Origin of the sequence: Mycobacterium sp. (assembly GCF_039583785.1) — a bacterium.
In the GTDB taxonomy this organism is placed as follows: Bacteria; Actinomycetota; Actinomycetes; order Mycobacteriales; family Mycobacteriaceae; genus Mycobacterium.
The window spans coordinates 15,463-38,166 of sequence record NZ_JAVKSG010000031.1 but is presented as its reverse complement, the minus strand read 5'-3'; the positions used below and the strand labels follow the sequence as shown (position 1 = coordinate 38,166).

Here is a 22,704-nt window from a genome sequence, read left to right as displayed (position 1 = left end):
GCGCGGAGAACAGAGGCAACTGTGGTATCTCCGTCGCTCGCGGCGGTATACCCCCTATCGCCGATCGATATACTGCGGGTCGGGCGCCGTTGAAACATAAGTCTTAGTCCGCCGACGATCCTGGAGTGGGCATTGAGTGACGACATCTATGCCGCTTTGTCGCAGCTGGCCCGCACCCTGCAGAGTCAACAGGTCAGTGATCTTGATTCTGACCAACTGTTGCTCGGAGTGACCGAAACCGCCACCCAAATCCTGCCAGGGGTGGCACATGCCGGCGTGACGCTCGTGGTCAATCGCCGCCGCCGAACAATCGAGTCGGTCGCTGCCACCGGGGCGGTCCCCAGAACGCTCGACAGCTTGCAGGACAAGCATCAGCAAGGGCCGTGCCTGGAATCGCTGTGGAACCAGTGCACCGTCCAAGTCGATGACTATGAAAAGGAGACGCGTTGGCCCGACTTCGTCGCGGCTTTGCTCGAACAGACACCCGTGCGCTCGAGTTTGTCGATTCAGCTCTACACCAACGAAAACGAGCTCGGCACCGTCAACTTGTACTCCGACGAAGTCGACACCTTCACGCCTGACGTCGAGGAACATGCCGTGGCGCTGGCCGCTCAGGCGGCGGTCGGACTCGCCGTTGCCCGCAGCAGCGACGAATTCCGGAGTGCACTGGCTTCGCGTGACATTATCGGCCAGGCCAAGGGCATCGTCATGGAGAGCCATGGGATCACGTCGAATCAGGCTTTCACTCTGCTGACAAAGCTCTCGCAGCAATCGAACACGCCCATCTACGAGATCGCTCGCAAACTCGTGTTCGTCGAACGACGGCCGAAGTAGCACGGCGCCGACGACTCATCGAAGATGACCGAAGTGCCGAAACGCGTTCAGCCGAGCAAAGATACCGACCGCACGAAGTAGCTACTGCAGCTTCTGCGCAACGAAAGTCGCGGCCTGGTTGGTCGCATCAGGGACGTAGCCCAAATGCGCGATGATGCTGCCGCCCTCGGCGCAGATGTTGTCTCCTGGCAGGCAGATGTCGATCGTCTTAGGCACATAGCTCGGGTCCAGCGCCGGAATCTGTTCGTCCGCCAGGCCTTTTGCGTAGGTGCTCTGCGGATTGCCGAACAGGGCGAGGGCTGCGATGTGACTGGCGTCCTGCGCCGGCAGCTGGTGGCTGGTCAGGTCGGCCACTCCCGCGCCCTGCGAATACCCGCCGATCACGATCTTGGTCTTCGGGCAGTTGGCGACGGTGCCCTCGACGTGGGCGACCTCGTCGGCGGCTCCGGCCTTGGCGCTGTTGGCGTAATCGGTGGTCGACGGGTAATTGACCGGGTACAGCGTTATGGTCTTGCCGGGAAGCTGCGACGTCAACGAGTCGTAGAAAGCCTGGCCGGGTCCGCCCGGGCCGACCGGCTCGCCGGTGCCGCGGGCGAACACCACTTCGGCGTCCGGGCATCCGTCCGCGGCGGCCACCGGAGTGACCGCCGGAGCGGCGAAGAAGGCGAAAACCATCAGTGGCGCACCGGCAACGATGCGGGCCGCGCTGCGACTAGTCATGCAGGGAATGTTGCCATCCCGCTACCGGCGGCGTGCGCGCTACCGGTCTTCCAGCAGCCGCAGCGGGTGCAGACCGTCGACCGCGCCGACGAACGGCGGGTGGATGCTGTAGCCGATCATGCGCCGGATGTCGTCGGACACCGCGCGGGCGATGTCGCGGGATATCGACAAGGTGAAGGCTTCCATCGGCCGCAGCCACGGCTGGCAGTACTGCGCGGTGACGGCCAGCCGGTCCTCGGCGGTGGTGTTGGCGCCGCCGCCGTGCCAGAGCGTGCCGACGAAGAACACGCACGAGCCGGCGGGCATCACGACGGGCATCGCCGCGTCGGCCGGGCCGGGCCGCCGCTTGCCCCAGCGGTGGCTGCCCGGGTAGAGCACCGTCGCGCCGTTGTCGGCGGTGAAGTCGTCGATCGCCCAGATCGTCGCGGCGGCCAACGGCTCCCGCGGACGGGGGATCGGGTAGAAGCCGTCGTCGTGGTGGGCCAACTGGGCGGCCTCGCCGGGCTGAATGTTGATCGCCTGCAGCGCCGACAGCAGATAGTTGGGCATCAGCAGTCGATCCAGCGCGGCCAGCACCCGCGGGAAGGCGGCGATCCGGTCGCACACCCGGGTCCGGCTCAGCACGCTGTAGATGCGCTGGGTGCGCCGTCCCTCGAACGAGTTGCGTCCGGTGTGCCCGAGCCAGGGCGTCACCTCGTCGCGGATCCGGCTGCACTGCTCGGGGGTGAGCAGGTTTTCCCAGATGACGTAGCCGTCGCGGTCCAGCGCCGCCGCGTCGGCTGCGACGACTGCCGGGTCCACCGCAGAGCCGCCGCTGGGCGCCCATTTGTAGCGCAGCGCTAGATCACCGCGCAGGTCTTCCAGGGTTGTGTCGGACTCGTCCTCGGTAGCTATGCCCATACAGTAAGCCGCGCCTGCCCGGACGTCACGCATTCAGCGGACAGCCGGCAAGCGGTCCTGGGCGCAGCCGTGATCGGAGCGTTATAGTAGCCGAATGCGTCTTCACCGACTGAGCCTGGCCGTTCGCGCCGGACTTGTAGCGCTTGCTCTCAGTGCCGCCGTGCTCGCTCTGCCGACCGCGTTCCCGCGGGTTGCCTCCGCCGATCCGGGGTTCACGCCGTGCAATGGCTGTTCGTCTAACGACTCCACCGACGATTTCCCGATCCCTCGGCGGATGATCTCGACGACCTGCGACGCCGAGCAACTTCTCGCCGCCGCACGCGATTATTCGCCGGTCTACTACCAGCGCTACATGATCGACTACAACAATCACCCGAACGTCAACCAGGCCGCCCAGGACAAGGTGCACTGGTTTTACTCGTTGTCGCCAGCGGACCGCAGGGCGTATTCCGCCAACTTCTATGCTCCCCAGATCGATCCGCTGAATTTGGCCTGGCCCAACCACATGAAGATCTTCTTCAACAACAAGGGCGTCGTCGCCAAGGAAACCGAGAACTGCCAGAACTACCCGCGCGGCGACATGTCGGTGTGGAACTGGTCGTAACCGTCAACGCTGATCGGATTCGGCCAGTAGGCCGACGCACGTCGCGGTGATCAGCCGCGTCAACGCGGTGCTGAAGTCGATCTTCCAGTCGGGCGGGACGTCCGAGCGCTTCGCGTACTCCTCGGCGAGACGTTTCGGCGGGTTCGCCATCTGCCACATCGGTGCAGCCAGTGCATACGCGGCGAGCAGGATGTCGAATGCGCCCGAGCGGCCCAGCCCCGGCAGCGCGTCCTCGATCGCGTCCGTCAGCGCGATCACCGCGGCGTTGCTGACATCCTTGAACTCCAGCACCCGCTCAAGCTCGACCTCGTGCTCGAGGTGCACATGCAAATTGGCGATCAGGTCGCAGAACAGCGGGTCGGCAGCCAGGCCGCACGCCAGCGCTTCGGCGACCCGAGCCGGTGACATCGGGCCCGGCTCTTGCAGTCTCTCGCAGACGGTGTCCGAGAAGCGGGCCCACCCCTCGGCGGCAAGGTTCAGCAGCACCTCTTTGTGGGAGGTGAAGTACCGGCGCACCGCGGAGTAGTGCACGCCGGCCCGATTGGCGACAGCGGTCAGGGTCACCGCCGCGACGCCGGATTCCAGCGCCAGTGAGCGGGCGGCTTCGACAAGCGCTGCTGCCCGCTGGCGCTTGTTGTCTGCGGTGCGGGCGCGCTGGAACGAGAGCTGCGGCACCGCGCGAGGATAGCGCACCCGGACGCATTGCGGGCCGCTGCAGAACCCGGTACCGTCCGTTTACGCACGTAACATGCGTTATTTCGGAATCGCTGTTCCGCAGGGTTGAGGAGTCGACAATCCGGCGGGTGGGCGTAGTTTACTCGTCGTGGCCGACCAGGAATGAAGGGGTTTTCGATTCTCAGGGTGCTGGAGCGGGCGTGGATTCCGCTTGTGATCGTGATCGTGGTCGGGCTCGGGGGTTTCACCGTGGCCCGCATCCACGGCATCTTCGGCTCCGAGAAGCGCCCCTCCTATTCCGACAGCGCGACCGACGACAGCAAGCCTTTCAATCCCAAGCGGATCACCTACGAGGTGTACGGCCCGCCCGGGACCACGGCGGACATCGGCTACTTCGACACCAACGCCGATCCGCAGCATGTGGACAACGCCAAGCTGCCCTGGACCCTCAACATGACGACGAAGGCGGCGTCCGTCGTGGGAAACATTGTGGCGCAAGGCAACAGCAACATGCTGGGCTGCCGCATCATCATCGACGACGTGGTCAAGGCCGAGCGGGTCTCCCATGAGGTGAATGCGTTTACCTACTGCGTTCTCAAGGGCGCATGACCAGCCATCGGACCAGCGCCGCCGGCCCCGCACCGCCACGAATTCCACAATTGATCCGCCGGTTCGCGGTACCCATCATCTTCGTCTGGATCGGCCTCATCGTGCTGATGGCGGTGGCCGTGCCATCGCTGGAGAAGGTCGCCGAAGAACGCCAGGTTTCCTTGAGCCCCAAGGACGCTCCGTCGGTGCAGGCGATGGAGGTCACGGGTAAGAAGTTCAAGGAGTCCGACTCCGACAACTTCGCGATGCTTGTCCTGGAAAGCGACAGCAAGCTCGGCGACGATGCCCACCGTTACTACGACAGCATCATCAAAAAGCTGCGGGCCGACCCGTCGCACATCCAGCACGTGCAGGACTTCTGGGGCGATCCGCTTACCGCGCCGGGTGCCCAAAGTCCGGACGGCAAAGCGGTATACGTCCAACTCAACCTGGCCGGCAACCAGGGCACCACCCTGGCGGAACAGTCGGTCAAGGCCGTCCGCGACATCGTGGACCACACACCTGCACCCAAGGGCGTGACGACGTATGTGACCGGCCCCTCGGCGCTGGTGTCGGACATGCACCACAGTGGTGACAACACGCTGGTGAAAATCACCATGGTGACGATGCTGGTGATTTTCACCATGCTGCTGCTGGTGTACCGCTCGGTGTGGACAGTGGTGCTGCTGCTGATCACGGTCTTCATCGAATTGACCGCGGCCAGAGGCATTGTCGCGTTTCTCGGTTACCACCAGCTCATCGGTCTCTCGACGTTCGCCGTCAACCTGCTGGTGTCGCTGGGAATTGCGGCGGGTACCGACTACGCGATCTTTTTCTTCGGCCGCTATCAAGAAGCGCGTCAACACGGCGAAACTCGTGAAGAGGCGTTCTATACGACGTACCACGGCGTGGCCCATGTGGTGCTGGCGTCCGGCCTGACGATCGCCGGTGCCACGTTCTGCCTGAGCTTCTGCCGGATGCCATACTTTCAAACCATCGGTGTCCCGTGCGCGGTGGGCATGGTCGTGGCGGTCGCTGTTGCGCTGACTCTAGTGCCGGCCGTCATCGTGGTCGGCGGTCGATTCGGGTTGTTCGATCCGCAACGTCGGATCTCGACGCGTGGCTGGCGGCGGATCGGTACCGCGATCGTCCGTTGGCCGTTGCCGATTCTCGCCGCGTCGCTCGGCATCGCGCTGATCGGTCTGCTGGCCCTGCCCGGCTACAAGACCAGCTACAACGACCGGCTGTACATCCCGCACAACATTGCCGCCAACAAGGGATACGACGCGGCCGAACGGCACTTCTCCCAGGCCCGGTTGATGCCGGAAGTCATGATGATCGAGGCCGACCACGATCTGCGGGATCCGGCCGACTTCCTGGTCTTGGACAAACTGGCCAAGGGCATCTTCCGCGTCCCGGGAGTCTCACGCGTGCAGGCGATTACGCGTCCCGAGGGCACCGCGATGGAACACACGTCGATCCCGTTCCAGATGAGCATGCAAAATGCCGGCCAGGTGCAGACGATGAAGTTCCAAAAGGCCCGGATGGACGACATGCTCAAGCAGGCCGACGAACTCGAAGACACCATGAACCGAATGCGGCGGATGTACGGCCACATGGTCGAACTCAACAACATCACCCACAAAATGATCGGCGAGACACGGGAAATGCAGGCCGTCACCGAAGAACTGCGTGACGACGTCGCGAACTTCGAGGACACCTTCCGGCCGATCCGCAGTTACTTCTACTGGGAGAAGCACTGCTACGACATCCCGATCTGCTCGTCGCTGCGCTCGATCTTCGACGCTGTCGACGGCATCGACGAGATCGATGAGAAGTTCCAGATATTGACCAACGACTTCAGTCAACTGGACGCGCTGATGCCGCAGCTGATCGCCGAGTTCCCGCCGATGGTCGACAGCATGGAAAACATGCGAACCATGATGTTGACCATGCACAGCACCATGTCCGGCATCTTCAACCAGATGGACGACATGACCGCCAACGCGAACGCGATGGGTCATGCGTTCGATCAGGCGAAAAACGACGACTCGTTCTATCTGCCGCCGGAAGTGTTCGGCAACAAGGACTTCAAGCGCGCGTTGAACAACTTCTTCTCGCCCGACGGCAAGGCGACCCGGTTGATCGTCTCGCACCGGGGCGATCCGGCGTCGCCCGAGGGCATCGCGCGCATCGACAAGATCAGAGAAGCCGCGGAGGAGGCGCTCAAGGGCACTCCGCTGGAGGACGCCAAGATCTATCTCGCCGGCACCGCCGCCACCTTCAAGGACTGGAAGGACGGTTCTAAATACGATCTGATGATCGCCGGAATCGGTTCGCTCTGCCTGATTTTCATTATCATGCTGATCATCACCCGAAGCCTGATCGCGGCCATGGTGATCGTGGGCACGGTGGCGCTCTCGTTGGGCGCCTCGTTCGGGCTCTCCGTGTTGGTCTGGCAATACCTCTTGGGCGTCAAACTGCACTGGATGGTGCTGGCGATGTCGGTGATCGTGCTGCTCGCCGTCGGATCCGACTACAACCTGTTGCTGATTTCCCGGTTGAAAGAGGAGATCCCGGCGGGTCTGAAGACCGGGATCATCCGCGCGATGGGCAGCACCGGCAAGGTCGTCACCAATGCCGGCCTGGTGTTCGCGTTCACGATGGCCTCGATGGCCGTCAGCGACTTGCGCATCATCGGCCAGGTGGGTACCACCATCGGCCTCGGCCTGCTGTTCGACACGTTGGTGGTGCGATCGTTCATGACGCCGTCCATCGCCGCGTTACTGGGTCGTTGGTTCTGGTGGCCGATCAAGGTGCGGCCGCGGCCGGCCAGCACCATGTTGCGGCCCAGCGGGCCTCGTCCGGCGGTGCGGACGCTGCTCGGTACCAGTTTCGGCGAACCCGAACAAGCGCTCACCGGGCCGTTACCGAAAACGACTGCCTGACAAGCGGTTCGGCGATATCGGGTGAACGACTCGAAGCGACGGGTCGCGCTACCTCCAGACCATGAGCCCGCGCAAATGCGTGAGCGGCAAGGGTAATTAGACCTTCTCCACCACTCCGGCTTCGGTCTCGTCTTCAACATCACGGTGGATCAGCTCGCGCACGGCGGGACGCGACCCATACGGCCGCAGCATTGTGCTGGCCGGGCGCGGACGCACGTGCTGCGGCCACCAGAACCACCGTCCGAGCAACGTCGCCAGCGACGGCGTCATGAACGATCGCACGATCAGCGTGTCGAACAACAGACCCAGCGCAATCGTGGTGCCCACTTGGGCCATCACCCGCAACGGGCTGAACATGAACGTGGCCATGGTCGCGGCGAACACCAGACCGGCCGACGTCACCACCGACCCCGAGCCCGCCACGGCGCGAATGGTGCCGGTCTTAAGCCCGGCGTGGATTTCTTCCTTGAACCGGGATATCAGCAGCAGGTTGTAGTCCGAGCCGACCGCCAGCAGCAGAATGATCGCCATCGCCAGCACCATCCAGTGCAACTTGACACCCAGGATGTATTGCCAGAGCAGTACGGAGAGGCCGAAAGATGCGCCCAGCGACAGCAGCACGGTCCCGACGATCACGACGGCCGCCACAACGCTTCGGGTGATGACCAGCATGATAACGAAAATCAGTGTGGCCGCGGCAATTCCGGCGATCATCAGGTCGATGTTCGAGCCGTCGTGCATGTCCTTGTAGGTCGCTGCGGTACCGCCCAGGTAGACCTTGGCGCCCTCCCAGGGGGTGCCCTTGATCGCCTCGTGCACGGCTTGCTTGATCGGCGCGATGTGGCTGACGCCTTCAGGAGTCGCCGGGTCGCCCTCATGCGAGATGATCAACCGAACAGAATGCCCGTCGGGGGAGATGAACTGTTTGAGGCCCCGCGCGAAATCGGGGCTCTTGAACGCCTCCGGCGGCAGGTAGAACGTGTCGTCGTTCTTCGCTTTGTCGAACGCGTCGCCTTGAGCAGTTGCGTTGTCCGACTGCGCTTTTGCCTGGTCGTTGAGACCCTTGGTGGTCGCGTAGTTCGACATGATGGTGTCGAGGTTCGCTTGCTGGCTGGCGATCTGCGGCGGGATCAGCGCCACCAGCTTCGGCTGAATCTGGTCCAGCTTGTCCAGATTCGCACTGAGATTCTGGATGTTCTCGGCCACCTGGTCGATGCCGTCCAGCGCGTTGAAGATGGACCGCAGCGTCCAGCAGGCCGGAATGTCGTAGCAGTGCTTTTCCCAGTAGAAGTAGCTGCGGATCGGCCGGAAGAAGTCGTCGAAGTTGGCGATGTTGTCGCGCAATTCCTCGGTGATCTTCACGGTTTCTTTGGTGAGCTTGGTGGTTTCGTGCGTGGTGTTGCTGAGGTCCTGGGTGACCTGCATCTGCTCATGCAGAGTAGCCATCGTCTTGCGGAGCTCGCCTGCCTGTTTCAGCAGGTTTTTCGCCTGCTCTTCCTGGTAGTGCTGCGTCTGGATCCGGCCCGCGGCCTGCGCGCCCATCTGGAAGCCGAGGGTGCTGTGATCCAGTGGGGTGCCCAGCGGCCTGGTAATCGTCTGCACGCGACCGATCCCGGGGATGTGGAATATCGCTTTGGCGACCTTGTCCAGCACGAGGAAGTCGGCCGGATCACGCAAGTCGTGATCCGTCTCGATCATCAACAGCTCGGGATTCAGCCGAGCCTGGTCGAAATGCCGGTCGGCGGCGGTATAACCGACATTGGCCGGGGTGTCCGGCGGCAGGAAGTGACGGGTGTCGTAGTCCGTTTCGTAGCCCGGCAGGGCCAGCAGACCGACCAGTGCGATCGCGATCGTGACCGCGAGAATCGGTGCGGGCCAGCGGACGATCGCGGTGCCGATGCGACGCCAGCCCTGGGTCTGCAGCCGTCGCTTCGGGTCCATCAGCTTGAAGAACGACGCCACCACCAGCACCGCCGGGCCCAGAGTCAACGCCGCGAAGACCGCGACCAGCATGCCGACAGCACAGGGCACGCCCAGTGACTCGAAATACGGCAACCGGCAGAAGCTCAGGCAGTACATTGCGCCGGCGATGGTCAGGCCCGACCCCAGCACAACATGTGCGGTGCTGTGGAACATGGTGTAGAACGCTTCTTCGCGGGTCTCGCCCATACCGCGGGCCTCGTGGTAGCGGCCGACTATGAAGATCGCGTAATCCGTTCCGGCAGCGATCGCCAACAGCACCAGCATGTTGTTGGCGAAGGTCGAAAGCCCCATGATGCCGTAGTTACCCAGCGTCGCGACGACACCGCGAGCCGCTGCCAGCTCGATGAAGACCATGGTCAGCATGATCAAAACGGTGCTTACCGACCGGTAGACGAACAGCAGCATCACCAGGATCACCAGGATGGTGACAAGAGTGACCTTCTCGACGCCTTTCTCACCCGCGTGGGACTGGTCGGCGATCAGCGGACCCGCGCCGGTGACGTAGGCATTGATTCCCGGCGGCGCGGGCACCGAGTCGACGATCTTGCGAACGGCCTCGGTGGACTCGGTGGCCAGGCCGCTGCCCATGTTGCCCGCGAGATAGACTTGGACGTACGCGGCCTTTTGGTCGTGGCTCTGGGAGCCCGCGGCGGTCAGCGGATCACTCCAGAAATCCTGGACGTGCTGAACGTGTTTCTTGTCTTGCTCGAGTCGCTTGACGATCTCGTCGTAATAGCGGTGCGCTTCCGCCCCCAGCGGCTTGTCGCCCTCCAGCAGGATCATGGCGGAGCTGTCGGAATCGAACTCTTTGAACGTCTTTCCGACGTGCATCATCGACTGGAAGGCCGGCGAGTCTTTCGAGCTCTGCGAGACCGAGTGGTTTTTGGAGACCACCTCCAGCTGAGGCGACACGGTGTTGGTGACGAAGACAATGCCCAACCACACTAGGACGATCGGCACCGCCAGCCGATGGATCATCCGTGGCAGGAACGGCGGGATCAGCGGCTGCTCGACGCGCGGCGCAGCCTCGCTGGTCTGGCTCATGCTGTCTTGTCCAGGCAGTAGACGAAGGCATTCACTGTTTCGTTGGGAGGCGAGTGATTCGGAGCCTTGATGACGTCACCGCGCCCGTCGTGGTTGTTCACGACGAATCGGCACGCGATCCAACTACCGTCTCCTTGCGCCACCAGGTTGGCCGGGATGCCGGGCTTCGTAGAACTCAAAACTTTGCTCCAGGGCAAAGGCACGTTGAGCGCCTGCTGCGGATGGGTGTTTTCGTCGAGGTAGTTGATGGTTGCCGTGCTGCCCGGTGAGCCCCAGACCTCGAGGGTGATGGTCTTGGCGTTGAATTGGTCAAGGACCTCATTCGACGTGCCGCCGCCGAACGAACCGCTGTGAACGCCGAAGATGCCGTGCAGTCGGGAGACCACGAATCCGGAGAGCGCTACCACAACCGCGAGGGTGAGAACGAGCCAGAACCGGGTGAGCAGACCGGACAGACCGCGCCGTTTGGCCGGGCGGCGGGTGGGCTGCTTGCCGTCGCCGGCACCCGAAGGCTGGGTCGCCAGCGGCTCGGTTCTGGGTTCGGTTGTCGTCATGGGCGCTTCAATTCCTTAACCAGCGGCGAAGGGTGCTCAACTAATTAGCCTGTAGGTAACCTTAGCTACTCTAATCTGAATAGGCGACCAGAAAGAAAACTGGGCAGGCGGTCATCAGAAGACCGCAACGCGAGCCCGGGCTGGTGGCTCGGCGGGTCGAAAGAGAGCAATGACGGTGAGCGAACGCAGACTCAACAAAGGTGGAATCCAGAAAGGTAGGATACAGCCCATGAAGCTCACGGGTGTTGCGGTCGCCGCGGTCGCCGCGGCAATCTCGATGTCCGCGCCGGCATGGGCCGACCCGGACACCGATTTCGACAACCAAATCGGCCGGTACGGCATCTACGGGCCACACGACTACAACCCCTACATCGCCAAGATCGCCTGCCACCGGCTGGCTGTGGGCGTCGATCCCGACGCGGCAGCCTCGGCGCACTTCCTCTCCAACAACCTGCCCCGGGGCACCACGCAGGTCCAGACGTACGAGTTCCTGGGTAGCGCCGTCGCCCAGTACTGCCCCGACCTCCAGGGCAAGTTGCAGAACATTCCCGCGCGTTAGGTTTTGACCGTCAAGAAGCCTCGCGGCAGGGTCAGCGGCAGGTCCGCGTAGGTCGCGATCCCCGGCGCTGCGGCAACCACGGCGGGAATCGCATTGATCGCCGGCAGTGCCGTCATGATGTGGCCGAGGTCCATGAATTCCTCGATCGTGGTCGCCTCGAAATACGGTGGCGGCAGGAAGCCGACCTTGGTGGTCACCGTGGGCTGCCCGTCGACCTGGATCACCCAGCCGTCGCCGTCGATCTTCCAATCCGGCTCCAGGGTCTGGCCTTTGCGCCACCGCACGTTCAGGTCGATGACGGTCTTGCCGTCCAGGATTCCCTGCCAGCTGATGTAGACGCCGGCCACGTGTCCCGCCGGGATGGTCCACGATTGCATCTCCAAATCCGCTGTGGTCTGGGCGAATTCGGCCTCACAGCGAATGTCGTCCAGCTCGATGCCGAGCGCGTCGCCGACCAGCGCGACGGCCTCGCCGAAGATCGCGGTGCCCTTGGCCGCCATGGCCTGCAGGTCCGGGTGGTCGATCGGCTGACCGAACCCAACCGGCTTCTCGGTCTCCGGTGAGTCGTAGAAGGTGGTGTCGGCGGCTTCGTTGACGGTCACCTTGTCGACCCGGTTGCACACCATCGCCGAGACGATGGCCAGCAACTCGGCGAAGCCCGGGCTCACGCCGGAGCCGAAGATCGTCGAGCCGCCCTTCTCGCACGCTTCGACGATCCGGTCGCGGCCGTCGCCGAGGTTGCGCCCGGTGATGAAGGACGCCGTGGTCACGACGTTGATGCCGGCGGACAGGATGCGGACCAGCTCGTCGACGTTGATCCACATCGGGTTGTAGACAACGCAATCCGGCTTGCACGCGAGCACCGCGTCGACGTCGTTGGTGGCGGCGATCCCCAGCGGCGCGATGCCGACCAGCTCGCCGGCGTCACGGCCCGCCTTCTCCGGTGACCAGGCGTAGCAGCCGACCAGTTCGAGCAACGGGTTGTCCGCGATCGATGCGAGGGAGCTCTTGCCGACATTTCCGGTGTTCCACTGAACTACGCGATAGGTGTCTGGCACTCGCTCAGCATAGGGAACCGGGGGCCGACCGGACAGGCTTATTCGTCGACGGCGACACCGCGGCGCGAACGCCGACGACGTTGTGACACCTTGCCGGACGGGCGCCGGTTGCGGAGTCCGCTGGACTCGGCTGCGACGGTGTCCTCGTCGGCCGTCGACTCGGGTTGTTCTGCCGTTGCCTCGGCTTCGGCACTCTCGTCGGCCTCGTCGTCCATTTCAGAGTCAGCGTCGTCGTCGGCGTCGTCGTCCTGGGTGTCGTCAGCGTCGTCGTTCACGATGTCGTCGGTCTCGTCGTCCTTCTTGCGGCGACGCCGGCGTGGCCTCTTCTCTTTCTTGGGCTTCAGCGGTTTCGGCGGTGGCGGCGGCAACTCGGCGACAAACGACAGGTAGAACCCGGCGATACCGAGCAGCGCGACCGCTGCCGCGGCGCCGTAGACGCCGAACAGCCACTGACCCACGCGGTCCAGGTTCAACCAGATCTCGCTGATCGCGGTGCCGACAATCAGCACTCCGGCCAGCACATGCGCCACGATCGAGCAGGTCCGCAGCGTCAGTGCCAGGGCGGGCGTGCCGAACTCGGGCTTGCGCGACTCCAACAGCGTGAACACGACCGGAAGCGCAGCCAGCGCAATCAAGATGCCGGCGGCAATCCGGGCCACCGTGCCCAGACCGTGTGATGTGTCGCCCATCAACTCGGGCCAACGCGGTAGCACGAAGAAGAAGTAGAGGACGCCGGCGGCGACCGAGAGCGCCGCGTGCCAGAAAATGGTGGCCCTGCGTCCCATGCTCCTCCTCGAGCTGATAATCCAGAAGCGACCAGACCCTATATCAATCGGGCCTGGTCGTCCTCTGGACTCGGCGCGGAGGATGCGGGATTTGAACCCGCGAGGGCTATTAACCCAACCCGCGTTCCAGGCGAGCGCCATAGGCCACTAGGCGAATCCTCCGTCGGCAATGGTAGCCGGGCAGTCAAACCGAGGTCAGGGGTCGTCCAGCCAGGGGACCGGAGGAGGCGGGCTACGGCTTCCCGCCCGGGTACTAGACTCTGGTTGGACCCCGCGCGGCGTCTATCCTGTGAACTCCCCCAGGGCCGGAAGGCAGCAAGGGTCAATGGGCTCTGGCGGGTGCGCGGGGTCCCCTACCCAAGAAACCCGCAGTGCAACGTCGGAAGGCGGATCGTGTCGTACGGCTCGTTCAGCTCCCTTGGTCGCGACGACCTCGAGGCAGTGCATGCCCGGCACCAACAGGACTACGCCGACCTGCAGTCCAAGAAGCTGGCACTGGATCTGACCCGGGGAAAGCCCTGTAGCGCGCAACTCGATCTGTCCAACGCCCTGCTGAGCCTGCCCGGCCCTGACTACCGCGACGGCGACGGCACCGACGTCCGCAACTACGGCGGGCAGCACGGCCTCCCCGAACTGCGGGCGATCTTCGGAGAGTTGCTCGGCATTCCGGTGCAGAATCTGATCGCCGGCAACAACGCCAGCCTCGAGCTCATGCACGACGTGATCGTGTTCTCGATGCTCTACGGTGGGGCCGATTCCCCGCGCCCTTGGAAAGACGAGCCCCAGGTCAAGTTCCTGTGCCCGGTGCCCGGCTACGACCGGCACTTCGCCATCACCGAGACGCTCGGCATCGAGATGATCCCGATCCCGATGCGCGAGGACGGACCCGACGTCGACGTGATCGAAGAGCTGGTCGCGGTCGACCCGGCCATCAAAGGTCTGTGGGCGGTCCCGGTGTTCGCCAACCCGACTGGCCTGAGCTATTCGTGGGAGACGGTCCGGCGGCTCGTCCAAATGCGCACGGCCGCCGATGATTTCCGGTTGTTCTGGGATAACGCCTACGCGGTGCACACGCTGACGACGGACTTCCCCCGCCCTATCGACGTGCTGGGCCTGGCCGCGGCTGCGGGCAACCCCAACCGGCCCTACGTCTTCGCGTCGACGTCGAAGATCACCTTCGCTGGTGCAGGCGTCAGCTTCTTCGGCGGATCTCTGGGCAACATCGCCTGGTACCTGCAGTATGCGGGGAAGAAGTCGATAGGCCCCGACAAGGTCAACCAGTTGCGGCACCTGCGCTTCTTCAGCGACGCCGATGGTGTCCGGTTGCAGATGCTGCGTCATCAGCACGTGTTGGCGCCGAAATTTGCGCTGGCACTGGAGATTTTGGACCAGCGACTGAGCGACTCGAAGATCGCATCGTGGACCAAGCCCGAGGGTGGCTACTTCATCAGCCTCGACGTGCTGCCCGGCACAGCCAAGCGCACCGTCGCGCTGGCCAAGGACGCCGGTATCGCGGTCACGGAGGCAGGTGCGTCGTTCCCGTACCGGAAAGACCCGGACGACAAGAACATCCGGATTGCGCCGACGTTCCCGCCCGAGTCGGATCTGCGGGACGCGATCGACGGCCTGGCCACCTGCGCCCTGCTGTCGGCGTCTGAGGCGCTGCTGAATGGCGCGCGCTGACCCTGCGTCCTTCGGCGACGACGTTCGAACCGGGCGGGTCGTCAGCTCACACGACATTCACCTCGTCGCAATAGCTCGACAGCGGTGTATGGGTAGGCGTCTGTCCGCGTCGAGTGTGCACTGACGGCTTCGAGAGTGACTCCAGGGCGGAAAATCCGACCAGATCCCGCCCTGCGCGCACTCTCGACGCCGTGGGCGCACACTCGATGGCCCGCCTTCTCAGCGAACCCTTCGGGGTTCGCATCGTCGGACGGGCTGGGTAGCCTCTGACCAATGGCTCTCTACCGCAAGTACCGCCCCGCGACCTTCGCCGAAGTGGTGGGACAAGAACATGTCACCGAGCCACTGTCGACCGCGCTGACCGCCGGCCGCATCAATCACGCCTACCTGTTCTCCGGTCCGCGCGGTTGCGGCAAGACCTCCTCGGCGCGCATCCTGGCCCGCTCGCTGAACTGCGAGCAGGGGCCGACAGCCACACCCTGTGGGGTCTGCGACTCGTGCATCGGGCTGGCGCCCAACGGGTCCGGCAGCATCGACGTCGTCGAACTCGACGCGGCCAGCCACGGTGGTGTCGACGACACCCGCGAACTGCGCGACCGGGCGTTCTACGCGCCGGCCCAGTCGCGCTATCGGGTGTTCATCGTCGACGAGGCGCACATGGTGACCACGGCCGGATTCAACGCACTGCTCAAGATCGTCGAGGAGCCGCCCGACCACCTGATCTTCGTCTTCGCCACCACCGAGCCGGAGAAGGTATTGCCGACGATCCGCTCGCGGACCCACCACTATCCGTTCCGGCTGCTGGCCCCGCGGACCATGCGAGGGCTGGTCGAGCGGATCTGCGCGCAGGAGGACGTGGTCGTCGACGACGCCGTCTATCCGTTGGTGATCCGGGCCGGCGGCGGTTCGCCTCGCGACACCCTGTCGGTGCTCGACCAGTTGCTGGCCGGCGCCGAAGGTAACCGGGTCAGCTATCAGCGGGCGCTGGGGCTGTTGGGCGCGACCGACGTGGCGCTGATCGACGAGGCCGTCGACGCGCTGGCCGCCGTGGATGCCGCGGCGCTGTTCGGGGCGGTGGAGTCGGTGATCGACGCCGGCCACGATCCGCGGCGATTCGCCACCGATCTGTTGGAGCGGTGCCGCGATTTGCTTGTTCTGCAAGCAGTTCCGGATGCCATCTCCCGCGGCGTGGTCGATGCCCCGGAAGACGTACTGGACCGGATGCGTGAGCAGGCGGCCCGGCTGGGACCGGCGACGCTGACCCGCTATGCCGAGGTGGTGCACGCCGGGCTGACCGAGATGCGCGGGGCGACGGCACCCCGCCTGCTACTCGAGGTGATCTGCGCGCGGCTGTTACTGCCGTCGGCCAGCGACGCCGAATCGGCTCTGCTGCAACGGGTCGAGCGGATCGAGACCAGGCTGGACATGTCCATCCCGGCCGGGGAGCAGCCGGCGCAGCAGCCCACCTTCGTACGGCCGTCGGCCGCCAAACCGTCGACACCCGCACCCCCGCCGGTCGTCGCAGCCGAGCCGACTCCCGAGCCTGCGCCGCCCACGAGTGAGCCCGCTGTCGAAGAGGCCCCCGCCGCCGTGGGTTCGGCCGAACCGAACGCCGCCGCGGTGCGTACCCTATGGCCGACGGTGCGCGACAAGGTCCGTCAGCGCAGCAGGACCACCGAGGTGATGCTGGCCGGTGCCACGGTCCGCGCGGTCGAGGACAACACACTGGTGCTGAGCCACGAGTCGGCGCCGCTGGCCAAGCGGCTCAGCGAACAACGCAACGCCGATGTCATCGCCGAGGCACTCAAGGATGCCCTGGGCGTGAACTGGCGGGTGCGCTGCGAAGCCGGCGGATCGGCCGTGGCGGCGGCACCAGAAGCCCCGCCCGCGCCGCCGCCCCCGATCGAGCGTCCGCGTCGGGTGGTTCCGCCGCCGCCGACCGAGCCGGCCGTCGAGGACGAATCGCATCAGCGGGCCGAAGAGGAGAGCATGCTCGCCGAGGCCAACCAGGACGACGAGCTGACACCCCGCCGCGACCCCGAAGAAGCCGCTCTCGAGCTGCTGCAGAACGAACTGGGAGCGCGCCGCATCGACAAGGGCTGAGCGCCTGGGGCTCGAGCGACCACCTATACGCTGATCGGCGAGGATCACGCCCGCACAGAGGAGTTACGTCTAATGGGACACGTCAGTGCAGCCAGCACGATCCTGATCAACGCTGAGCCCGCCACCGTGCTGTCGGCCGTTGCCGACTACCGCGACGTCCGACCCAAAATCCTGTCGTCGCACTACCACGACTACCGGGTACTCGAGGGCGGGCAGGGTCAGGGAACCGTCGCCAGCTGGAAGCTGCAGGCCACCAAGTCGCGAGTCCGTGACATCAAGGCCAGCGTCGACGTCGCCGGTCACGCCGTCATCGAAAAGGACGCCAACTCGACGCTGGTCACCAATTGGACGGTGGCTCCTGCGGGCCCCGGTTCGAGCGTCACCGTCACCACCACGTGGACCGGTGCCGCAGGGGTGAAGGGCTTCTTCGAGAAGACGTTCGCGCCGCTCGGGTTGAAGAAGATCCAGGGCGAGGTGCTGGCCAACCTGAAGCGGGAAATCGAAGGCTAGCGGGCGGCGGCCTGGCCGCCCAGGAACGCTGCGACACCCCTCGCGATCGCGTCGGCGTACTTCTGCCGTCCCTCGGGGCTCTCCATCAGCGCCGAATCGACCGGGTTCTTCATGTTGCCGCACTCGACCAGGACCGACGGGTACTGCGCCAGGTTCAGCCCGGCCAGGTCCGACCGCCCGTACAGGCCGTCCTGGCCGATATAGCTGGCCGGCGGGATGCCTGAGGCCTGCATCTGGTCGCGCATGACGCGGGCCAACTGCACCGAGGGCCCGGCCTGGGCCTGGTTGAGTGGCGGCGCGGAGTAATTGACGTGGAACCCTCGTCCGCCCGACGGACCGCCGTCGGCGTGGATGCTGACGATCGCGTTCGGGTGCAGCGCGTTGGCCATCGCAGCGCGTTGGTCGACGCAGGGGCCGACCGTGGAGTCGTCGCCGCGTGACATGGCGGTCCGTGCGCCCAGCGCGTTGAGCGCGGCGCGGACACGCAAGGTGGTGTCCCAGCTGAAAGTGTGCTCCGGGTAGCCGTCGTTGGTCGTGGTACCGCTGGCCTGACAGTTCTTGGTGCCACCGCGACCGGTGGGCACCTGGCGGCTGATGGATGCGTCGTTGGCGCCGTTGTGTCCGGGATCGAGGAACACGATCATGCCGGCGATGCTGCCGGGTGCGGCGATCGCGCTCGGCGGAGCCGGTGCGACGACGGCGACCGCGGCCAACGCGGCAGCGGCTCCGACACGCAGGCGACGAGATGTGTGCACGGCGCTACGGTAGCCCGGCGGCGGCTACGCTTGGAGCTCTGACCGCCCGCACGCCGCAGGCGAAACCAAGTCGATACCGATACGCAAGGGGATTGTCATGCAACCCGGAGGCCAGCCCGACATGTCGGCGTTGCTAGCCCAGGCTCAGCAGATGCAGGCACAACTGATGGCTGCGCAGCAGCGACTCATCGACACCCAGGTGCACGGTGAAGCCGGCGGCGGCCTGGTGAAGGTCACCGTCAAGGGCAGTGGCGAGGTCGTCGCGGTGAACATCGATCCCAAAGTCGTCGACCCCGACGACGTCGAGACCCTGCAGGATCTGATCGTCGGCGCACTCGCCAACGCCGCCCAACAGGTCGCCGACCTGGCGCAGGAGCAGCTGGGTCCGCTGGCCGGTGGCATGGGCGGCGCACTGGGTGTTTGAAGGACCGGTCCAGGATCTGATCGACGAGCTCGGCAAGCTACCGGGTATCGGGCCGAAGAGCGCCCAGCGCATCGCATTTCACCTGCTGTCGGTTGAGCCACCGGACATCGACCGGCTCACCGCGGTGCTGGCCAAGGTTCGCAACGGTGTGCGGTTCTGCGCCGTCTGCGGCAACGTCTCCGACGACGAGCGTTGCCGGATCTGCGCGGACCCACGCCGCGACGGCACCCAGGTCTGCGTCGTCGAAGAGCCCAAGGACATCCAGGCCGTAGAGCGCACCCGCGAATTCCGCGGGCGCTACCACGTGCTGGGCGGGGCGCTGGATCCGCTGTCCGGCGTCGGGCCGGACCAGCTGCGGATCCGCGAGTTGCTGAACCGGATCGGCGAGCAGGTCGACGGGGTCGACATCACCGAGGTGATCATCGCGACCGACCCGAACACCGAGGGCGAGGCGACCGCCACCTACCTGGTCCGCATGCTGCGCGACATCCCCGGTCTGACCGTGAGCCGGATCGCATCGGGGCTGCCGATGGGCGGCGACCTAGAGTTCGCCGACGAGCTCACCCTGGGCCGCGCGCTGACCGGCCGCCGCGCGATGGCCTGAGAGCGCTACGCCCTGAGCCCGCGAAACGTACCGTCGTTCAAGGTTCGGATAGTCACATCGGTAACTCTGACACCTGGGTCCGGCCCCCTCTCCGATTTTCAAAACGTGTTCACATGCGATATCACCCGGCCCGGCGAATGGCTTGGTGATACCGCATGTGGTGACAAAACAAAAAAAGAGTGCACCCGCGGAGAGCCCCGCGGGACGAGCGCTAACTAGCTACGCCCGCAGGCGTTCTCGTCGCAGCAACTCCACCTCGGGCAGATCCAGCGGCGCCAACTCGCCCACCACCTTGCCGAGCAGGAGATCGGCGAACTCCGGATTGCGGGCCAAACATGGCCCGTGCATGTAGGTCGTGAACACGCTGCCCTGCACCGCGCCGTCGACGCCGTCGCCCGAGCGGTTGCCCGCACCCTTCTTCACCGCACCCAGCGGAGCCGCTTCATCGCCGAGAACTGTTCCGCCGCGGTGGTTTTCAAAGCCGGTTAGCGGCGCGGTCAAGCCGGTTAGCAGCGGCGAGGTGACCAGCTCGCCGATCGTGCGTGCCGGCTGCGGCGACGTGGTCAGGTCAAGCAGCCCGACGCCGTCGACCCGCTCGCCCGCCGACGTTTCATACCAGTGCCCGAGTACCTGGATGGCCGCGCAGATCGCCAGCACCGGCGCGCCGCGGCCCGCGGCGCGCTGCAGACCCGGGTAGCGGATCAGGTGCTTGGTGGCCAGCCGCTGCGCGTAGTCCTCGGCGCCGCCGAGGGTGTACAGGTCGAGGCTGTCGGGCACCGCGTCGGCCAGCGTGATCTCGACGATCTGCGCGGCGATGCCCCGCAATCGCAGCCGCTGTCGCAACACCGCGGCGTTTCCGCCGTCGCCGTAGGTGCCCATCACGTCGGGCAGCACCAAGCCGATTCGGACCGCTGAAGTCGAAGCGTCGCTAGCCATGACGGGCCAGTCTGCGCTGCAACTGCAGGAACGCCGTGTAGTTGGCCACCACCTCGACGGGGCCGGGCGGGCACGTCGAGATCGCCGCCAGGGTGTCGTGCACCAGGGTGTGCTTGACGTCGGCGTAGCCCAACCGCACGGCCAGGTCGGTGCCGCGCTCGCCGGCAGCCACGACTGGAGTCTTTTCGACGTGCTCCTGGAATCGCTCGAAGCGAACGTCCCACAGCCAGGACAGGTCTTCGCCGTCGGGCACCTGCCCGTTGACCGCGATCACCACCCCGGCCGCGTCCTTGTTCACCATCGACAGCGCCTCCTGCCAACCGGCGGGGTTCTTGGCCAACAACATTCGCACGGTGTGCGCGCCGACCTGGATGGTCCGGTATCGCCCGGCGACCTCGTCGACGCCGGCGACCGCGGCCACCGCGGCCGACGGATCGGCGCCCAGCGCCACCGCCGCGGCCACTGCCTGCGCGGCGTTGCCCCGATTTACCGCGCCGGGCAGCGCGAGTCGCATCGGTAGCACCAATCCATTTGGGCCGTAGAGCTTTTCGTCGTCGAACCACCACTGCGGGCTGGGCCGCTTGAAGTCGGCGCCGGTGGAATACCAATGGCCCGGATCGCGGATGATCACCTCGCCGCTGCGCGGGCAGCTCACCGAGTCGGCCGACCAACTGCCGCCCGCCGCGACCCAGACCACGTAAGCGTGGTCGTAGGCGGCCGAGGTCATCAGCACGTCGTCACAGTTCGCGATCACGACCGCCTGCGGATGCGCGGCCAGCCCGGCCCGCAGCTTGCGCTCGATCACGTTGATCTCGCCGACGCGGTCCAGCTGATCGCGGGACAGGTTCAGCAGGATCAGCACGCCGGGCTCGACGGCGTCGGAGACGTGCGGCACATGCATCTCGTCGACCTCGAGCACCGCCAGCGGGGCCTCCCGGTCGGCGGCCAGCGCCGCCACCAGACCGGCGTCCATGTTCGCGCCTTCAGCGTTGGTGGCCACGGCACCGAGCGTGCTCAGCGCTGCCGCGGTCATCCGGGTGGTCGTCGACTTGCCGTTGGTGCCGGTGACGACCACCGTGCGCCGGCCGGTCCCGAGCTGTCGCAGGATCGACCGGTCCAGGGTCATCGCGACCAGGCCGCCGATCATCGCGCCGGCCCCGCGGCCGCTCACCCGGGACGCCCAGCGTGCGCCGGAGCCGGCGGCCAGGGCGAGTCGTCCGCGGGCGGTGATCACCCGGAGAGTTTAAGGGTGATCGCAAGCTCGGTGCTTTCCCGAGCGCAGCGGGTCATCCGGGTCAGCCGAGGGTGATCGCAAGCTCGGTGCTTTCCCGAGCGCAGCGGGTCATCCGGGTCAGATCCGCCGCGCGACACGGGGCGCAGCGCCCCGGCGATGCCGGCTCGGCGTGAAATCCTCGGGTACATGCGGGACAGTGTGGGGGCGGTAACGGCAACGCCCTGGGGTCGGCCGGTCACCGAGGCGGGTGCAGGCTGGGCGGTGGTCGACGTCGAGACCTCAGGCTTCAAGCCGGGCAGCGCCCGCGTCATCAGCCTGGCGGTGCTGGCTCTGGACGCCGAAGGCACCGTCGAGCAGTCCGTGGTCAGCCTGCTCAACCCGGGAGTCGACCCGGGCCCGACCCACATCCACGGGCTGACCGCCGAGATGCTGGAGGACCAGCCTCAGTTCAGCGAGATCGTCGCTGACGTGGTCGAGCTTGTCCGCGGGCGGACACTGGTCGCACACAATGCCGCCTTCGACTACGGGTTCCTGACCGCGGAAGCCGAACTGGTCGGCGTCGAGCTGCCGATCGACAGCGTGATGTGCACGGTCGAGTTGGCCCGTCGGCTGGAATTAGGCACCGACAACCTGCGTCTGGAAACCCTGGCCGCGCACTGGGGTGTGACGCAGCGGCGGGCGCATGACGCGTTCGACGACGCGGTCGTGCTGACCGACGTGCTGGCCGCCTCGCTGCGGCGGGCCCGGGAACGCGACGTCTGGCTGCCGGTGCGGCCGGTCACCCGGCGGCGCTGGCCCGGCGGGAAGGTCACCCACGAGGAGCTTCGGCCGTTGAAGGTGCTGGCCTCCCGGATGGCCTGCCCGTACCGCAACCCGGGGCCCTACGTCCGCGGTGGCCCACTGGTGCAGGGCATGCGGGTGGCACTGGCGGCCGAAGTCGCCCGGACGCATGAGGAGTTGGTCGAGCGGATCCTGCACGCCGGGCTGGCGTATGCGGCCGACGTCGATCGGGACACCTCGCTGGTGATCTGCAACGAGGTCCGCCCAGTGCAGGGCAAGGGCTACCTGGCTCACGAGCTCGGGGTGCCGCTGGTGTCCGACGCGACGTTCATGGACTACGTCGGGGCGGTCGTCGACGGCACCGGTGTCGAGGACGCTGTCGGGACATCCTGTGCCGGAGAGCAGTTCGCGCTGTTCTGACCG

At 65.7% G+C, this 22,704-nt stretch carries 21 protein-coding genes, 1 tRNA gene and 1 other RNA gene; 12 read left to right on the top strand and 11 right to left on the bottom strand.

Annotation, left to right across the window (positions count from 1 at the left end):
• The first annotated feature begins 132 nt into the window (after positions 1-132).
• Positions 133-834 (top strand): GAF and ANTAR domain-containing protein, encoded by a 702-nt coding sequence (locus ABDV69_RS11640; protein WP_343574396.1) that lies wholly within the window; start codon positions 133-135, stop codon positions 832-834.
• Between the two features lie 81 nt (positions 835-915).
• Here the strand turns inward: ABDV69_RS11640 and ABDV69_RS11635 are convergent, their stop codons facing one another.
• Both ABDV69_RS11635 and ABDV69_RS11630 read right to left on the bottom strand, forming a co-directional pair.
• Positions 916-1,554 (bottom strand): cutinase family protein, encoded by a 639-nt coding sequence (locus ABDV69_RS11635; RefSeq protein WP_343574393.1) that lies wholly within the window; start codon positions 1,552-1,554, stop codon positions 916-918.
• 39 nt (positions 1,555-1,593) lie between these two features.
• Entirely contained in the window at positions 1,594-2,448 is an 855-nt protein-coding gene (locus tag ABDV69_RS11630) for a phytanoyl-CoA dioxygenase family protein (RefSeq protein ID WP_343574417.1), read from the bottom strand.
• Positions 2,449-2,548: 100 nt separating this feature from the next.
• Between ABDV69_RS11630 and ABDV69_RS11625 the strand changes: the two genes are divergently transcribed.
• The gene (locus ABDV69_RS11625; protein ID WP_343574390.1) at positions 2,549-3,058 is read left to right on the top strand and encodes a DUF5078 domain-containing protein; all 510 of its coding nucleotides are present in this window, start codon (positions 2,549-2,551) and stop codon (positions 3,056-3,058) included.
• 3 nt (positions 3,059-3,061) lie between these two features.
• Here ABDV69_RS11625 and ABDV69_RS11620 read toward each other — a convergent pair whose 3' ends face one another.
• Positions 3,062-3,751 (bottom strand): TetR family transcriptional regulator, encoded by a 690-nt coding sequence (locus ABDV69_RS11620; protein WP_343574388.1) that lies wholly within the window; start codon positions 3,749-3,751, stop codon positions 3,062-3,064.
• A gap of 144 nt (positions 3,752-3,895) precedes the next feature.
• Between ABDV69_RS11620 and ABDV69_RS11615 the strand changes: the two genes are divergently transcribed.
• Both ABDV69_RS11615 and ABDV69_RS11610 read left to right on the top strand, forming a co-directional pair.
• Positions 3,896-4,342: an MmpS family protein gene (locus ABDV69_RS11615; protein ID WP_343574387.1), complete on the top strand. Its 447-nt coding sequence runs from the start codon at positions 3,896-3,898 to the stop codon at positions 4,340-4,342.
• Positions 4,339-7,269: an RND family transporter gene (locus ABDV69_RS11610; protein WP_343574385.1), complete on the top strand. Its 2,931-nt coding sequence runs from the start codon at positions 4,339-4,341 to the stop codon at positions 7,267-7,269. Before ABDV69_RS11615 ends, ABDV69_RS11610 begins: the two co-directional genes overlap by 4 nt.
• A 96-nt stretch (positions 7,270-7,365) precedes the next feature.
• On the opposite strand, the gene ABDV69_RS11605 is transcribed toward ABDV69_RS11610, so the two are convergent.
• The gene (locus tag ABDV69_RS11605; RefSeq protein WP_343574382.1) at positions 7,366-10,296 is read right to left on the bottom strand and encodes an MMPL family transporter; all 2,931 of its coding nucleotides are present in this window, start codon (positions 10,294-10,296) and stop codon (positions 7,366-7,368) included.
• The gene (locus tag ABDV69_RS11600; RefSeq protein ID WP_343574379.1) at positions 10,293-10,850 is read right to left on the bottom strand and encodes an MmpS family transport accessory protein; all 558 of its coding nucleotides are present in this window, start codon (positions 10,848-10,850) and stop codon (positions 10,293-10,295) included. The genes ABDV69_RS11605 and ABDV69_RS11600 overlap by 4 nt, the downstream gene beginning before the upstream one ends.
• Positions 10,851-11,079: 229 nt before the next feature.
• On the opposite strand from ABDV69_RS11600, the gene ABDV69_RS11595 reads away from it, so the two are divergent.
• Entirely contained in the window at positions 11,080-11,409 is a 330-nt protein-coding gene (locus ABDV69_RS11595) for a DUF732 domain-containing protein (protein ID WP_343574376.1), read from the top strand.
• Here the strand turns inward: ABDV69_RS11595 and ABDV69_RS11590 are convergent.
• From ABDV69_RS11590 to ABDV69_RS11580, 3 genes are all read right to left on the bottom strand, one after another.
• On the bottom strand, positions 11,406-12,467 hold the full coding sequence (locus tag ABDV69_RS11590) for a dihydrodipicolinate reductase (protein WP_343574373.1): 1,062 nt from the start codon (positions 12,465-12,467) through the stop codon (positions 11,406-11,408). The genes ABDV69_RS11595 and ABDV69_RS11590 overlap by 4 nt on opposite strands.
• A 38-nt stretch (positions 12,468-12,505) precedes the next feature.
• Positions 12,506-13,252 (bottom strand): hypothetical protein, encoded by a 747-nt coding sequence (locus tag ABDV69_RS11585; protein WP_343574370.1) that lies wholly within the window; start codon positions 13,250-13,252, stop codon positions 12,506-12,508.
• A gap of 76 nt (positions 13,253-13,328) precedes the next feature.
• Positions 13,329-13,414, bottom strand: a tRNA-Ser gene (locus tag ABDV69_RS11580).
• A gap of 100 nt (positions 13,415-13,514) precedes the next feature.
• On the opposite strand from ABDV69_RS11580, the gene ffs reads away from it, so the two are divergent.
• From ffs to ABDV69_RS11560, 4 genes are all read left to right on the top strand, one after another.
• Positions 13,515-13,611, top strand: an RNA gene (ffs, locus tag ABDV69_RS11575) — signal recognition particle sRNA small type.
• Positions 13,612-13,645: 34 nt separating this feature from the next.
• Complete coding sequence (locus tag ABDV69_RS11570; RefSeq protein WP_343574367.1) at positions 13,646-14,935, top strand: aminotransferase class I/II-fold pyridoxal phosphate-dependent enzyme; 1,290 nt, start codon at positions 13,646-13,648, stop codon at positions 14,933-14,935.
• A gap of 273 nt (positions 14,936-15,208) precedes the next feature.
• Positions 15,209-17,038: a DNA polymerase III subunits gamma/tau gene (locus ABDV69_RS11565; protein WP_343574365.1), complete on the top strand. Its 1,830-nt coding sequence runs from the start codon at positions 15,209-15,211 to the stop codon at positions 17,036-17,038.
• Between the two features lie 72 nt (positions 17,039-17,110).
• Positions 17,111-17,548 carry an SRPBCC family protein gene (locus tag ABDV69_RS11560; protein WP_343574362.1) on the top strand — a complete coding sequence of 146 codons (438 nt, stop codon included), beginning with the start codon at positions 17,111-17,113 and terminating at the stop codon, positions 17,546-17,548.
• Here the strand turns inward: ABDV69_RS11560 and ABDV69_RS11555 are convergent.
• A complete protein-coding gene (locus ABDV69_RS11555) occupies positions 17,545-18,285 on the bottom strand; it encodes an Rv3717 family N-acetylmuramoyl-L-alanine amidase (RefSeq protein ID WP_343574415.1) in 741 nt (246 codons plus the stop codon). The two genes, ABDV69_RS11560 and ABDV69_RS11555, sit on opposite strands and share 4 nt — an antisense overlap.
• Before the next feature lie 115 nt (positions 18,286-18,400).
• On the opposite strand from ABDV69_RS11555, the gene ABDV69_RS11550 reads away from it, so the two are divergent.
• On the top strand, positions 18,401-18,727 hold the full coding sequence (locus tag ABDV69_RS11550) for a YbaB/EbfC family nucleoid-associated protein (RefSeq protein ID WP_343574359.1): 327 nt from the start codon (positions 18,401-18,403) through the stop codon (positions 18,725-18,727).
• Positions 18,720-19,331: a recombination mediator RecR gene (recR, locus tag ABDV69_RS11545; RefSeq protein ID WP_343574355.1), complete on the top strand. Its 612-nt coding sequence runs from the start codon at positions 18,720-18,722 to the stop codon at positions 19,329-19,331. Before ABDV69_RS11550 ends, recR begins: the two co-directional genes overlap by 8 nt.
• 219 nt (positions 19,332-19,550) lie before the next feature.
• On the opposite strand, the gene ABDV69_RS11540 is transcribed toward recR, so the two are convergent.
• A complete protein-coding gene (locus tag ABDV69_RS11540) occupies positions 19,551-20,267 on the bottom strand; it encodes a type 1 glutamine amidotransferase (RefSeq protein WP_343574353.1) in 717 nt (238 codons plus the stop codon).
• Complete coding sequence (locus tag ABDV69_RS11535; RefSeq protein ID WP_343574352.1) at positions 20,260-21,501, bottom strand: Mur ligase family protein; 1,242 nt, start codon at positions 21,499-21,501, stop codon at positions 20,260-20,262. The genes ABDV69_RS11540 and ABDV69_RS11535 overlap by 8 nt, the downstream gene beginning before the upstream one ends.
• A 186-nt stretch (positions 21,502-21,687) precedes the next feature.
• Here ABDV69_RS11535 and ABDV69_RS11530 point away from each other — a divergent pair, with 186 nt between their 5' ends.
• Entirely contained in the window at positions 21,688-22,701 is a 1,014-nt protein-coding gene (locus ABDV69_RS11530; protein ID WP_343574350.1) for a DEDDh family exonuclease, read from the top strand.
• Positions 22,702-22,704: the final 3 nt, after the last annotated feature.

Coding starts and splice junctions, on each gene's coding strand:
- ABDV69_RS11635 (WP_343574393.1), bottom strand. CDS start 1,554: ATGACTAGTCGCAGCGCGGCCCGCATCGTTGCCGGTGCGCCACTGATG.
- ABDV69_RS11625 (WP_343574390.1), top strand. CDS start 2,549: ATGCGTCTTCACCGACTGAGCCTGGCCGTTCGCGCCGGACTTGTAGCG.
- ABDV69_RS11615 (WP_343574387.1), top strand. CDS start 3,896: ATGAAGGGGTTTTCGATTCTCAGGGTGCTGGAGCGGGCGTGGATTCCG.
- ABDV69_RS11610 (WP_343574385.1), top strand. CDS start 4,339: ATGACCAGCCATCGGACCAGCGCCGCCGGCCCCGCACCGCCACGAATT.
- ABDV69_RS11605 (WP_343574382.1), bottom strand. CDS start 10,296: ATGAGCCAGACCAGCGAGGCTGCGCCGCGCGTCGAGCAGCCGCTGATC.
- ABDV69_RS11600 (WP_343574379.1), bottom strand. CDS start 10,850: ATGACGACAACCGAACCCAGAACCGAGCCGCTGGCGACCCAGCCTTCG.
- ABDV69_RS11595 (WP_343574376.1), top strand. CDS start 11,080: ATGAAGCTCACGGGTGTTGCGGTCGCCGCGGTCGCCGCGGCAATCTCG.
- ABDV69_RS11585 (WP_343574370.1), bottom strand. CDS start 13,252: ATGGGACGCAGGGCCACCATTTTCTGGCACGCGGCGCTCTCGGTCGCC.
- ABDV69_RS11565 (WP_343574365.1), top strand. CDS start 15,209: ATGGCTCTCTACCGCAAGTACCGCCCCGCGACCTTCGCCGAAGTGGTG.
- ABDV69_RS11560 (WP_343574362.1), top strand. CDS start 17,111: ATGGGACACGTCAGTGCAGCCAGCACGATCCTGATCAACGCTGAGCCC.
- ABDV69_RS11550 (WP_343574359.1), top strand. CDS start 18,401: ATGCAACCCGGAGGCCAGCCCGACATGTCGGCGTTGCTAGCCCAGGCT.
- ABDV69_RS11540 (WP_343574353.1), bottom strand. CDS start 20,267: ATGGCTAGCGACGCTTCGACTTCAGCGGTCCGAATCGGCTTGGTGCTG.
- ABDV69_RS11530 (WP_343574350.1), top strand. CDS start 21,688: ATGCGGGACAGTGTGGGGGCGGTAACGGCAACGCCCTGGGGTCGGCCG.